General features: G+C 66.0%; 12 protein-coding genes. 1 reads left to right on the top strand and 11 read right to left on the bottom strand.

Annotation, left to right across the window (positions count from 1 at the left end; genetic code table 11):
* Positions 1–12 precede the first annotated feature (12 nt).
* The 3 genes from G4L39_RS14205 to G4L39_RS14215 form a co-directional block, all read right to left on the bottom strand.
* Positions 13–2,631 (bottom strand): TIGR03790 family protein, encoded by a 2,619-nt coding sequence (locus G4L39_RS14205; RefSeq protein WP_205881046.1) that lies wholly within the window; start codon positions 2,629–2,631, stop codon positions 13–15.
* A gap of 175 nt (positions 2,632–2,806) precedes the next feature.
* Complete coding sequence (gene ispE, locus G4L39_RS14210; protein WP_165109232.1) at positions 2,807–3,688, bottom strand: 4-(cytidine 5'-diphospho)-2-C-methyl-D-erythritol kinase; 882 nt, start codon at positions 3,686–3,688, stop codon at positions 2,807–2,809.
* A 67-nt stretch (positions 3,689–3,755) separates the two neighbouring features.
* Positions 3,756–4,199 carry an exosortase system-associated protein, TIGR04073 family gene (locus G4L39_RS14215; protein WP_165109234.1) on the bottom strand — a complete coding sequence of 148 codons (444 nt, stop codon included), beginning with the start codon at positions 4,197–4,199 and terminating at the stop codon, positions 3,756–3,758.
* Positions 4,200–4,780: 581 nt separating this feature from the next.
* Between G4L39_RS14215 and G4L39_RS14220 the strand changes: the two genes are divergently transcribed.
* Positions 4,781–5,461: a 3-keto-disaccharide hydrolase gene (locus G4L39_RS14220; protein WP_165109236.1), complete on the top strand. Its 681-nt coding sequence runs from the start codon at positions 4,781–4,783 to the stop codon at positions 5,459–5,461.
* 30 nt (positions 5,462–5,491) lie between these two features.
* On the opposite strand, the gene G4L39_RS14225 is transcribed toward G4L39_RS14220, so the two are convergent.
* The 8 genes from G4L39_RS14225 to G4L39_RS14260 all read right to left on the bottom strand — a co-directional run bounded on the left by G4L39_RS14225 (position 5,492) and on the right by G4L39_RS14260 (position 12,141).
* A complete protein-coding gene (locus G4L39_RS14225) occupies positions 5,492–7,246 on the bottom strand; it encodes a proline--tRNA ligase (RefSeq protein WP_165109238.1) in 1,755 nt (584 codons plus the stop codon).
* Between the two features lie 55 nt (positions 7,247–7,301).
* On the bottom strand, positions 7,302–8,057 hold the full coding sequence (locus G4L39_RS14230; protein ID WP_165109240.1) for a fumarylacetoacetate hydrolase family protein: 756 nt from the start codon (positions 8,055–8,057) through the stop codon (positions 7,302–7,304).
* Between the two features lie 44 nt (positions 8,058–8,101).
* Complete coding sequence (gene recO / locus G4L39_RS14235) at positions 8,102–8,800, bottom strand: DNA repair protein RecO (protein ID WP_165109242.1); 699 nt, start codon at positions 8,798–8,800, stop codon at positions 8,102–8,104.
* Between the two features lie 2 nt (positions 8,801–8,802).
* Positions 8,803–9,522 (bottom strand): DUF502 domain-containing protein, encoded by a 720-nt coding sequence (locus G4L39_RS14240; RefSeq protein WP_165109244.1) that lies wholly within the window; start codon positions 9,520–9,522, stop codon positions 8,803–8,805.
* Between the two features lie 10 nt (positions 9,523–9,532).
* A complete protein-coding gene (ybeY, locus tag G4L39_RS14245) occupies positions 9,533–10,159 on the bottom strand; it encodes an rRNA maturation RNase YbeY (protein WP_165109246.1) in 627 nt (208 codons plus the stop codon).
* Positions 10,122–11,090, bottom strand: a complete 969-nt coding sequence (locus G4L39_RS14250; protein WP_165109248.1) for a PhoH family protein — start codon at positions 11,088–11,090, stop codon at positions 10,122–10,124. Before G4L39_RS14250 ends, ybeY begins: the two co-directional genes overlap by 38 nt.
* 10 nt (positions 11,091–11,100) lie before the next feature.
* Positions 11,101–11,598, bottom strand: a complete 498-nt coding sequence (locus G4L39_RS14255; protein ID WP_165109250.1) for an HIT family protein — start codon at positions 11,596–11,598, stop codon at positions 11,101–11,103.
* A 225-nt stretch (positions 11,599–11,823) separates the two neighbouring features.
* Positions 11,824–12,141, bottom strand: a complete 318-nt coding sequence (locus G4L39_RS14260) for an RNA recognition motif domain-containing protein (protein ID WP_165109252.1) — start codon at positions 12,139–12,141, stop codon at positions 11,824–11,826.
* Between the last annotated feature and the right edge of the window lie 19 nt (positions 12,142–12,160).

Consider the following 12,160-nt stretch of genomic DNA (forward strand, 5'->3'; position numbering starts at 1 on the left):
CCGAAGCCGGTTTCAGGGTTGTTCCGACACCCGATAGAACCGCGCCCCTGCGTGGGGGGCGGGCTCGATCCATTCCATCGGCGAGTTCGTCGCCACCCAGGTGCCCCGTGCCTGGAATGGCAACCCCAAATCGTCCGTGCTCCAGACCGTATACGTCCGCCCCACCACCACCGGCCAGCGCAACCGCCAGGGCGGTCCCTCCATCTCCAGTCGCAGCGGGCCGGCCGGGGCATTGTCGGGAATCAACCGCACCCAGTGTGTCTCTGTCCGGTATTGCACCCCGTCCGGCCACGTCACGACGGCAAAAAACGGATGCAACCCTTCACCGAGGTCCGGGCCGGGCACCTCGAACAGGGCCGTGGTCACGTTGGTCTCCGCCGCCCATGCCCCGCCCGTGGTATGCAATTCCACACGGGCGGCGGGGCCGGGTTCCACCGTCACGCGCCAGCGCAACGTGCTCCCCAGCTTCGTCAAGGGCCCGGCATTCCATGGCGTGAGCGCGGCGGTTCGGCCCGTGTTGACCACGCGAAAAGTCCGACGCAAATGCCCTTGCGTGGCCACGTGCGTCCCTTCATACGCCACCGCGGTGCATTCGTGCCAGCCATCGGCCTCCCGCGTTGTGTCCCACGCAAAGGTCAGCGCCAGGTTTGTAACCCCGGCCGCCAGGTAGAGATGATTGCGCGGCTGCAAATCTTCCAGGTTCTCCTCCAGCGTCTGCGTCCCCGCGGGTTCCACCGTGGCCGCCCCGGTTACACTCAACGAGGCGCTCAGCGCCGCAGCGGCGGCCCAGCCGGGCGACCGCGCCCGCAGCGCAAACTCCGCCGCTGAACCGTCTGAATTGCCATCATAATCCTCGGCTCTCACACCGTCCGGCCCCTGTAAGTCCGGATGCTCGTTCACCGCCGCCACCAGCGCCGCCACCAACCCGGCCGTGTTGGTACTCAAAAGATTCTGCACACTCACCGTCACCTGCCCGGAAGGCCCGGTCACCGTCAGCGTCAATCCCTGGGCATGCCCGGGCCCGGCAAGGTTCCGAACCCGAAACACCCGGTACCCCTGCGCGGTCGAGTCCACGAAATACGGCCGAGCCACATGCGCAAACAACGTCCGTTCGGAGGCAGCCCCGGCGGAGGTGGCGACCGAAACCGGCACCTCCACGCCGGCACGCCCGGGCACAACCGACCGCAGCAGCAACCGATCGCCAATCGCCTCGGCGATCACGCCGGTCTGGTTGGTATGTTCGGAGCGGTTGATCTCAGCAGCCAGCCCGGCGGCCACATCGGCAAGGGTTGACCCCGCCGAGACGGTGTGCGAAATCGTCTGCCCGGCCAGGGTTAACTCCACCCGGTTCCCCGCCTGCGGTCCGCGTTCCCACAAGGTTTGCCGAAACCGACCGTCCACGAACAGGTCCACACGCCCCACCGGCTGTTCCTCCCCCACAGCCACAAACTGCCACTGCAAGGGGATCGTGCCCGACACGGTGGCCCCTTCCCCGGGCGATTCCCACCGACCTTGTGGCCGCCGCGCAAACGGGGCCGCCAACGGTTCGCCCACCAACACCCCCTGATACGGTGCCTCCACGCTCTGGTAATAACACTCCGCAATGCTGAAACCCCGGGCCTGATAAAAATAGTTGCGTGGGGCGGGAAACTTCTCCGTCCAGTTGCACGGCTCCACCACCGTGCCGTAGCTGGCGGTGGCACCCGCCGCGATGTAGTCCGGTACCCTCGTCATCCCGGCCGCGTCCTCGAACAGCCACCCGCCATAAGAGGTGAGATTGTCCGCCATCGCACCCGGCACGAACAGATCCGACGGCAGCGAAAACCCGTAAGAACCGCTCTGGCTGCCCAGCTGCAGACCCAACCCCGACGGCGAGTTCGCATTGGTTCGAATCATTGTCATCCGTCCCAACACCCGCTGCTCCAGAATCACGTCGTCAAAGGCCCAATGCCGCACGTTGCGGGCCGTGTCCGTACTTTTCAACAAGTAAACCGCCTGCGTCGGCCAGGTTTCATCGGACAACACGCCCCGATCCACGATCGCCCGCGCGGCGGGCAGGTTGGAAGCGGTGATCATCGTCGCCAACCAGTTCGACCAGGCCGATCTGCCGGTAACGTTGCGGAACGGCATCTCGCTCCCCGCGTAACTATGAAGGGCCGCCGAAGGCAAACTGCACGACCGGGGTAAATTGCCGGGCGCGTTCGCGTCGTCCCGCCATCCATAAAACAACACGGAGGTCGTACTGTTCCGCACCGGCCCGTTGGTGCCGAAGTCCACCACCCGATACGGGATGTCCATGGAAAGCACCACGTAGTCCACCTGAGAAGTCAGCCCCGACGACTCCAGCCACTGCGCAAACGGCACCAGCAGTCGGCTCTCGAACTCGGCCCGGGACCACTCCACCGGACCGCCGCCCCAGCGAATCCGAAAGACCTGCGCGGCCGGCACACCGCGCAATTCGCGGTAATAATTGCCCAGGGCCAGCGACGCCGGACTGTCGGCGTTCACCACCACGGCCACGTTCAATCCGCTCCCCCCCGCCAGACATCCCCAAAAAGCGCCCCACCAGATCAAGCAGCCCAGGAGGCCTGCCGTCAGCCCTGGCCGCCCTCCACGCACCCTCGTTTTCACCGACCACCTCATGCTCCACGTCGCCAACCCAACCCGACCATGAGGGCCAAGCGTTCACCGTTTGCCCCTCGGATCGGCCGGTCGGGGTTCTCACTTGCGCTCGCCTCCGATCCAGCCAGATTGCCGACCCTTCCCATCAGCCCCACCCGGCCACGAACTCCTGCCCGCCCCGCTTTCAGCACGGCACCACGGGAACCGCCGCCGTCCAGAGCCCCGCCCCAAACCGGCTCCGCAAAGGCTCCACCATCGCCTCAGCCGCGGCCAGGTCCCGAACCAGGGCAAACACAGCCGAACCGCTCCCCGTCATTCGCGCCGCCAGCGCCCCCCGGTCCCGCAAAAACTCGCAATACAGCTCGAGCACCGGAAACTTTTCAAAAGCCGGTCCTTCGAAACTGTTGAAAAACCCGGCGGCGGCCCGGCGTACATCCGATCCCTGCAGCGCCTCCAACACCTGGCGGGCACGGCCGGGTGCACCCTTGAGCAACGCCGGAAACCGCGCCAACTGCCCGTACGCCCAGGCGGTCGATATGCCAAACCCCGGGTGCACCACCACAAACGCGCATCCGCGCAGGGCAGGAAACCAGTCCTGCGCTTCCAGGCATTCCCCGCGGCCCGTTGCCAACGCGGGCCGGTCCAACAGGAAGAACGGTACATCCGATCCCAACCCGGCTGCCAGCTCGTGCAGAGCCGGATCCGACAGGGGCCGTTCGAACATCTCATTCAGTGCGCGCAGGGTCACTGCCGCGTTGGCGCTGCCACCGCCCAAACCCGCCCCCTGCGGAATGCGCTTCTCCAAATGTATTCGCACGCCGGCACGAACCCCGGCCGCCGCAAAGAACCGCTCGGCCGCGCGCCATACCAGATTCCTGCCATCCACGGGCAGCGCAGGATCGTTGCACGTCAGCTGGATCCCCATCGGCCGCGGCTCGAAATACAGCGTGTCATGCACGGCCAACGGGTGGAGGATCGTCTCCAGCTCATGATACCCGTCCGCCCGCCGCCCCAGGACGTTCAGGAACAGGTTCACCTTGGCCGGAGATTGTCGGACGCAGGTCATGGGAAGCAAAAGGCGCACCGGGCCCAGCCCGCCGGTGCGCCTCAGCCAAAACAAAATCCTGACGCCGTCAACGGTCGAAAACCCTGAACCGACTGTTGGGGATCATCGGGGCCACGTCCCCGCCGCTGAAGCCCAACTCCGTGGCCGAGTCGAATTCCGGTACCGCCAGAATGTCCGGCGTGTAATTATCCGGATACACCGGTTCCGGCTTCAGATAATTCGTGGCCACCGGCCCATACGGCGGCACCGGGAAGGTGACAATCTCGTACAAACCGATACCCACTCGGGCCAGTGAACGGTTGAAACCGCGAACCAGACCGGTCGTGTAAGCCTGATCCGGTGAATCGAACAAGGCGGTTTGTTCCACCGTCCGGCGCATCTCCCCCCAACGCAGCAATTCGCCCGTGTTCCGAAGGCCTCGCCCCAGCTTCTGCTCCGGCCCGGCGCAACCACTCCCCAACAGTGCGCCCGCACAGGCCAACGCCGCCAGCAACGCGAATCTCGTATTCATAAACCTCGTCCTTGTTCCGGCGCCCCAGCCTATCCGGCCCGCCGACCGTGTAAAGCGCAATCCTCCCACGCAACCCAAAATCCATCCAACCGCACGGCCCGGGGCTCCCACACACCCCGCAAGGGCCCGGCCAGCCGGCCCACCATTCCGCGCATCTCGTGACGAGCCCACGTGTAACCAGCCGCGTTGCCACACCCGGCATCAGGAAACGCTCCCCGCAAGCCAGGTCGCCCGGTCGCCCTAAAGCGGCCACGCACGGGGCTCCCAACCCGCCACTCGACACCAGCCGGGTGCCCGGCCCGAGGGAATGTAAGTCTCTCACCGGAGACCTGTTGGGCCCGGCCCGGATCAGGGCCGCAGGCCACGGTCACCCACCCTCAGGATCCCGGGCCGGTCAAGGATGCAAAACCGCACCCGGCCAACCGCCACCACGCCGATCCCACAAACCGCAGATCGGACTGGCCACCGGCCCCCGATCGGACCATCCTCCGGGCCTGATGAACCAGGTCCGGTCCTCTCTGGCAAGCACGTTCAAAGCCCGGATATGCGCAATCCGACCCCGGCAACAAACGGTTTTCGCAATGGTTCTGCCGTGGCTGGTGCTCGCAAGCCTCGCTGGTCATGCCGGGCCCCCGTCCGACTCCACCACGGCCAGCGCAGAGCCCTGGGTGTCACTCTTTGACGGCCAAAGCCCGCGCGGTTGGCGGGCTTATCGGGGCACTCGTTTCCCCGACCGCGGCTGGGTCATCACGAATCAATGCCTGGTCCGATGGCCCGGTAGACGTGCAGGGGACCTGGTAACCGAGGCCGAGTTCGACGATTTCGAGTTCGAGTGGGAATGGAAGATCGTCCCGGGCGGGAACAACGGCGTCAAATACCTGGTGCTGGAATCCCGGCCCGCCGCCCCCGGCCACGAATACCAAATGGTGGACGATACCACCGTCAGTGACCCCCGCCATCGCACGGCCGCCTTCTACGACGTGCTGGCGCCCCACCCGGCCGTCCAACCCCACCCGCCCGGACAATGGAACCGGTCCCGCATCGTGGTCCGCGGGACCCTCGTCGAGCACTGGCTCAACGACGTCTGCGTCCTGACCTACGAACTGAACAGTCCCGCCCTCCGCAACGCCATCCGCGCGAGCAAATTCAGGGACACGCCGGGATTCGGTGAGAAATGCCGGGGCCGGATCATGCTCACCGACCACGGCACCGAAACGTGGTTCCGAAACCTCCGGGTCCGGCGCCTGACACCGGCTCCGTGACGATCAATGGCCACGCCGGCCGCACCGGCTTCAACCGCCCACCTGCAGCGCGGCGCGGGCTTCCCGCACCAGGGTTGCGACCCGGCCCGCCGCCTCGTCCACGCCCACCACCTCCAGGGCTCCGCCGGCGCGTCGTTTGATCTCCACCTGACCCCTGGCCAGCGATTTCTCGCCAATGTTCACCCGGAACGGGAACCCCACCAGGTCCGCATCCTTGAACTTCACGCCGGGTCGTTCCTCGCGATCGTCCAGAATCACCTCGATACCCTCGCGCTGCAGCGCTTCGTACAGGCGTTCGGCCACCTCGCGCACGGGACTGCCGGGGCTCATCTGCAACGGGGTCAGACAAACCTCGTAGGGCGCCACCGACACGGGCCAGATGATACCGTCCGCGTCGTGCGACTGTTCGATCACCGCCTGCAGCGTCCGCGTCACCCCAATCCCGTAACACCCCATCACACACGGCCGGCGTACCCCGGACTCGTCAATGAAGCCCGAACCCAGCTTCTCGCTGTACTTGGTGCCCAACTTGAACACGTGGCCCACCTCGATGGCCCGGCGGATCTGCAGGGGTTTGCCACACCGCGCGCAGGGCTCGCCCGCACGCACCGTGCGAAGGTCGGCCCACTCGTTGACCCGCAAATCCCGATCCACATCCACATGACGGAGGTGGAAACCGTCCTCGTTGGCGCCCGTGGTCATGTCGGTGGCACCCCGGAGACGCTCGTCCGCCCACACCGGGGGCGCGGCTCCGGGCAACGTGGAGCTGACCGCACCCAGACTGCCGGGGTGCGCCCCCAAAAGGGTGAAGATCTCCTCGGCCGTGGCCGGACGGAACGTCGTGGTGCCCAGGCGGGCCGCCAGTTTGGCCTCGTTCAACTGGTCGTCACCCCGCAACAACACAATCAAGGGCCGGCTCTCTACCAGATAAACCAGCGTCTTGATCTGCCGTGCAGCCGGGACGTTGTAAGGCGGTCGCGTCAGGTCCTCGATGGTTTGCACGCCGGGTGTGGCAAATTTTTCCGGGCCCGGCGTCGCAGCACCACCCGGGGCGGATTCGGCCTTCACCCCGCTGACGGCCTTTTCCACATTGGCCGCATACCCGCACGCCTCACAATAGGCCACCTCGTTCTCGCCCGTCTCGGCCGGCACCATGAACTCGTGCGACAAGGTCCCGCCAATGACGCCCGTGTCCGCCTCCACGGGGAAGGTGCGCAACCCGCACCGGGCAAAGATCCGGGTGTAGGCGTCGTACATCCGCTGATAACTCTGTTGCGCCGCCTCGTCGCTGACGTCGAAGCTGTACGCGTCCTTCATGATGAACTCACGCGCCCGCATCAGCCCGAACCGCGGCCGGATCTCGTCCCGGAACTTGACGCTGATCTGGTAGAAGTTTTTGGGCAACTGGCGGTAGGACTGGATTTCCGCCGCGGCCAGCAGCGTGATCACCTCCTCGGCCGTGGGACTCAACACCCATTCGCGCCGCGCGCTGTCGTACACCTTGTAAAGGACCTGCCGGGCCGTCTCATACCGGCCCGATTGCTGCCAGATCTCCGGCGGTTGCAACGCCGGCAGCAACACCTCGATGGCCCCCGCGCGATCCATCTCCTCCCGCACGATCCGTTCCACCTTGCGCAACGCACGCAGCCCCAGCGGAAGAAAACTGTACACACCCCCGGCCAGCTTTCGCACCAGCCCCGCCCGCAACAACAGCTGGTGCGACACGATCTCCGCCTCGGCCGGCGCCTCCCGCAACGTCGGAATCAAGGTTTGGGTCCAGCGCATGATGTCTCTCTCGCCAAAAATCCGTCCGATTTCGGCGGCTCCTCTCCGGCCGCCCTCATTTCACCGTGTTGATCAGCGGGGCCAGCCCCTGAATCCGAACCTCCAACCGGTCCCCGGACTGAATGGGGCCGATGCCCGCCGGCGTACCCGTCAGAATCACATCCCCGGGCAACAGCGTCAGGTGCGTGGAGATGAAGCTGACCAGCTGAAAGCAATTGAAAATCATCTGGCTGGTGTGCGAGTTCTGCCGCAACTGGCCGTTCTGGAACAACTGAATCGTCAGATCCTGCGGATCCAGCTTCGTCTCGATGTAGGGGCCCAGCGGCGTGAACGTGTCGAACGACTTGCACCGGCCCCACTGCCCGTCGCTGGCCTGCAGCGTCCGGTCCGTGATGTCCTGCGCCGCGGTGTAGCCGAGGATGTATCGCGACGCCGCGCTGGGCGTAACGTTCCGGGCCCGCCGACCGATGATGATCGCCAGCTCCGCCTCGTAGTCCGTGCGGTGCTCCGGAAATGGGATCTCAATTTTTCCCCCATCCGGCAGCAGGGACGACGGCGCTTTGAACCAAAACAACGGCTCCCGCGGCACGGATTTGCCCGTCTCACGCGCGTGATCGGCATAATTCAAACCCACCGCGATCACCTTGCTCGGCGTCACCGGCACCAGGGTCCGAACCCCCTTCATGGGCGTCGGCTTCCGCTCAAACGAGGGCGACCCAAAAAGGTCGCCCTGCATGCGGTACAGCTCGCCCTCGACCACCTTCGCGTAAAACACTTCCTCGCCTCGCTGAAAACGCCCGATGGCAGCCATAAGGATGCGGCCGTGCTAACAGATCACGCCCCCACCCGGCAAGCTCAAACCCGGCCCTCCCGGGGCGTGCACGGCCCGCCCCCGCGTTGTGCGGCGCCCCCACCCCTATCGGGACCGCAGGTCCGCTCCGTCACCGTCACCCCCACGTGATCCCGCCACACCCGCTCCACAAACCGGGTCACCTCCCGCGTCACCGGACCGGCCGGATCGAGTACCTCCAGCGCCGCCCAATCCTCGGTGCGCAACCGTTCGACCAGAGCCCGCGCCGGTTCCGACAACGCCGCCGCCGGTCGCACCGGGTCCCACCCCAGCAGACTCAACAGCCGCAACTCAAAAGCCAAACGCAACCGCGCCCGCGCCGCATGCCCGTTCAAATGCCGCACCAAACCCAGCAACAGCTCAAACACGCCCGGCACGGGTGCCTCGGGCTCGGTCACCTGTTCGATCCGGCGCACGGCCTCCGCGGCAAGGCGCAACCGTTCCGGGTCCGTCTGCAATCCCGGATGCGACGCCAGCAGGTGAACCTCACGCAACAGGTGCAGGTCCGACCGCCGACTCCGGTAAAACACCAGTTCCTCGTGAAAAAACAGATCCAGCCGACCCTGAAACGGTGAGCGGGGCCGGCGCGCCCCTCTGGCCACCGTGCCCAGCCGCCCCCACTCGCGGGTCAGCCAGTGCACAATCAGGCTGGTCTCGGTCAAAGGCCGGACCCGGACGATCAAACCCTCGGCACGCTCCTGCATGATCAGGGAGGCGGGAGCGGCCCCGTGCCCACGGATGCATCCCCCTCGGCGGGCCGGGACGGCAACATCCCCCCGGCGGGCATCCCGCCGGCCGGAGAAATCGAACCCACACTCACAATAAAACGCACCGCATCCGCCACAGACATCCGCAAGGGCCGCACCTGCGACTCCGGCGCCACCAATAGAAACCCCGAGGTCGGATTCGGCGTGGTTGGTATGAACACACTCACCGTCCGATCCCCCACCGCACGATCCAGGATGGTCTCGTGTTCGCCCGTGATGAAGCCGATGGCATACAAGCCCGGCCGCGGAAACTCCACCAACACCACCGTCTGGAACGCCCCCTTCTTGCCCATCGAGAACGCATCGTTCACCTGTTTGATCACCGAGTAGATCTTGTTGAGAATTGGCACGCTCAGAATCACCTGATCCACCCAGGCGATCAGCCGCCGGCCCACGTAATGTCGCGTGATCCGGCCCACTCCGATCACCAGCGCCACCGCCAGCAACAACGCCACCACCTGCCAGTGCCAAAACATCGGACCCTCACCCCCCTGGGCATGGGTCAGCGAGCGCGGCAGGAAAAACAGGAGCGTGTTCGTGAAGTTCGCAACCGTCCCGAACAACCACACCACCACCGCCAGCGACAGGGCCACCGGCATCACCACCGCCAGCCCGGCCAGAAAATCCGCCCGCAACCGCGTCATCAATGTCTTCCGCACGGCCGCCAATCTAGGTTCCCGGACCCCCCTTCACAAGCGGCGCACGCACGGGCCCGCCCTTTCCGCGGCCCAGCCACAGGCCGCCCGCCTTCCGAGCCAGCCACCGCAACAGCCGATCCTCCACCCGCTTCATCTGACGACGCGCCTCCCGATCCGCATCGTCGTACCCCCGCAGGTGCAGAATCCCGTGAATCACGTACCGCGCCACCTCGCGCGACCAGTCGGTTCGGTACCGGCGCGCCTGCCGGGCCGCCTCCTCCACCCCGATGCAGATCTCACCCGCCAATACCCCACTTCCCGACCCCGGCTCGCTGTAGTCAAACGTGATCACGTCCGTCGGCCCCTCATGACCCACGAAGGACTCGTTCAGTCCGGTCATCTCCCGGTCCCCCAGCAGGCAGATGCTCAGCTCCGCACCGCGCAGGTCCGGAAACCGCGTCAGCACAAGCCGTACCCACCCGGCCAAACGCCGCGTATCCACGGCCCGCTGCCGCTGCCGGTTGACCACCGAAATCTGCCAGCCCGGTCCCCCCGTCACGTCCTCCGCCGGGCCCGCCCCCGCCCCGGCCGCCGCATCCGTCCCAAAACGGGCCCCACGGTTACCGGGCCGGCCGATGTCGCGCCCGGTGTTCCTCATACGCCGCAATGATCCGTTGCACCAGCGGATGTCGCACCACATCCGCCCGGCCCAGTTCCACAATGGCAATCCCGGGCACGCCCTCCAGCGCCCGATGCGCCTCCAGCAGGCCCGACTGCTTGTGCGGCGGCAGGTCAATCTGGGTCTCGTCCCCGGTGATCACCGCCCGGGACCCGTGTCCCAACCGGGTCAGAAACATGAACATCTGCTCGGTGGTGGCGTTCTGGGCCTCATCCAGAATGATGAACGCATTGTTGAGGGTGCGCCCCCGCATGTAGGCCAGGGGAGCCACCTCGATCACGCCCCGCTGCATGTGCCGTTCAATCTCCTCGGCCGGCAACATGTCATGCAGGGCATCATGCAGCGGCCGCAAATACGGCAGGATCTTTTCGTACAGGTCGCCCGGCAGGAAACCCAGGGCCTCCCCCGCCTCCACCGCCGGCCGCGTCAGCACAATGCGCGAAACCCGGTTCTCCCGCAGTTCCGCCAGCCCCAGCGCCACCGCCAGATAGGTCTTCCCCGTGCCGGCCGGGCCGATGCCAAACGTCACATCGTGCGCCCGTACCGCGTCCACGTAACGCTTCTGCCCCGGCGTTCGCGGCATCACCGGCGGTTTCCGATCCGAGGTTACGATCCGGTCGCTCATCAGGGCCCGCAGCGTGGCCACCCCCTCGCGCTGCACCACGTCCAGCGCATGGGCAAAATCGCGACTGCGCACGGGCGCCCCGCTGCGCAGGTTGCTCTCCAGCATCAGGAACAGTTGCCGCGCCCGTTCAATGGCCTCGGCCGGACCTTCCAGCCGGATCCAGTTGTCGCGACAGACCGCCTTGACCCCCAGTTGATCACTCAGCGCCCGCAGGTTGCGCGGGTCATTGTTGTACAGGTGCTGGACGACCCGGGCGCTCTCGAAGTGCAGGGTTTCCGTGGGCATCGTTCGGCTGTCAGGCAGGCAGGGTTTGCAAAACTTCTCGCAACCGGGCCGCCGTCTCGGTCAACGCCTCGGGCAACACCTTCGTATCCGCCAGAACGGGCATGAAGTTGGTGTCGCCCACCCAGCGCGGCACAATGTGCAGGTGCAAATGCTCCTCGATCCCCGCACCCGCCGCGCGCCCCTGATTCAGCCCGATGTTGAATCCGTCCGGATTCATCAACCGCTTCAACGCCGCAACGCACCGCTGCGTCAGACGCATCAGGTCGGTCAGCTCCTCCACCGTCAGGTCTCCCAGCTCGGCCACCTGCCGATACGGCACCACCATCAGGTGCCCCCCGTTGTAAGGGTACCGATTCAACAGGGCAAAACAGGTCTTGTCCCGGGCAACCACCAGGTTCGCCTCGTCATCGTTCGACTGCGCGATCCGGGTGAACAACGAACCGTCCCCGGCCGGCGGTTTGGGTGCCAGAATGTACCGGATCCGCCACGGGGCATACAGCAGCTCCATGCCCATCACACTACCCGGCCGGCCCCACGGTGTCAAAGACCCCGCACCCCGCCAGCCGGCCCCCAGACCGGCCCGCCCAAACCTCCGCCCCCGGGTCCGGAAACAACCCGGCGGGTATGGCCATCCCTGACAGGAAAGCCCGCCCGGCCAACCGACAAAAAAGGGCGGCGCCCTGAAAAGCGCCGCCCTCGTGAGGAAACTCCGTCGTCAGACGGAAACCCATACTTAATAGCGACTGCGCCCGCCGCCGGAGTAGGGCCGGCGACCGCCGCCACCACCACCATGGGACCGCTCCTCCCGCGGCCGGGCCACGTTGACCGTCAGAGGCCGCCCATCCAGCGACGCTCCGTGCAACGCCTCAATCGCCGCCTGCGCCTCGGCATCCGTGCTCATGGTCACAAAGGCAAACCCGCGCGACCGCCCCGTGGAACGGTCCGTCATAAGATTCACCTCAACGACATGCCCGTGCGCACTGAAGGCATCGTGCAGATCGTTCTCCGTGGTTTGGTAGGAGAGGTTTCCGACAAACAGTTTGTTGTTCATGTGATGTTTTTGTCCGCGA

Source organism: Limisphaera ngatamarikiensis, assembly GCF_011044775.1.
Taxonomy (GTDB): Bacteria; Verrucomicrobiota; Verrucomicrobiia; order Limisphaerales; family Limisphaeraceae; genus Limisphaera; species Limisphaera ngatamarikiensis.

What these genes read in the sequence shown, in the direction of transcription:
- G4L39_RS14250 (WP_165109248.1), bottom strand. Translation starts at nt 11,090, where the DNA reads ATGCCCACGGAAACCCTGCACTTCGAGAGCGCCCGGGTCGTCCAGCAC.
- G4L39_RS14230 (WP_165109240.1), bottom strand. Translation starts at nt 8,057, where the DNA reads ATGGCTGCCATCGGGCGTTTTCAGCGAGGCGAGGAAGTGTTTTACGCG.
- ybeY (WP_165109246.1), bottom strand. Translation starts at nt 10,159, where the DNA reads ATGAGGAACACCGGGCGCGACATCGGCCGGCCCGGTAACCGTGGGGCC.
- G4L39_RS14225 (WP_165109238.1), bottom strand. Translation starts at nt 7,246, where the DNA reads ATGCGCTGGACCCAAACCTTGATTCCGACGTTGCGGGAGGCGCCGGCC.
- G4L39_RS14260 (WP_165109252.1), bottom strand. Translation starts at nt 12,141, where the DNA reads ATGAACAACAAACTGTTTGTCGGAAACCTCTCCTACCAAACCACGGAG.
- recO (WP_165109242.1), bottom strand. Translation starts at nt 8,800, where the DNA reads ATGCAGGAGCGTGCCGAGGGTTTGATCGTCCGGGTCCGGCCTTTGACC.
- G4L39_RS14215 (WP_165109234.1), bottom strand. Translation starts at nt 4,199, where the DNA reads ATGAATACGAGATTCGCGTTGCTGGCGGCGTTGGCCTGTGCGGGCGCA.
- G4L39_RS14220 (WP_165109236.1), top strand. Translation starts at nt 4,781, where the DNA reads ATGGTTCTGCCGTGGCTGGTGCTCGCAAGCCTCGCTGGTCATGCCGGG.
- ispE (WP_165109232.1), bottom strand. Translation starts at nt 3,688, where the DNA reads ATGACCTGCGTCCGACAATCTCCGGCCAAGGTGAACCTGTTCCTGAAC.
- G4L39_RS14255 (WP_165109250.1), bottom strand. Translation starts at nt 11,598, where the DNA reads ATGGAGCTGCTGTATGCCCCGTGGCGGATCCGGTACATTCTGGCACCC.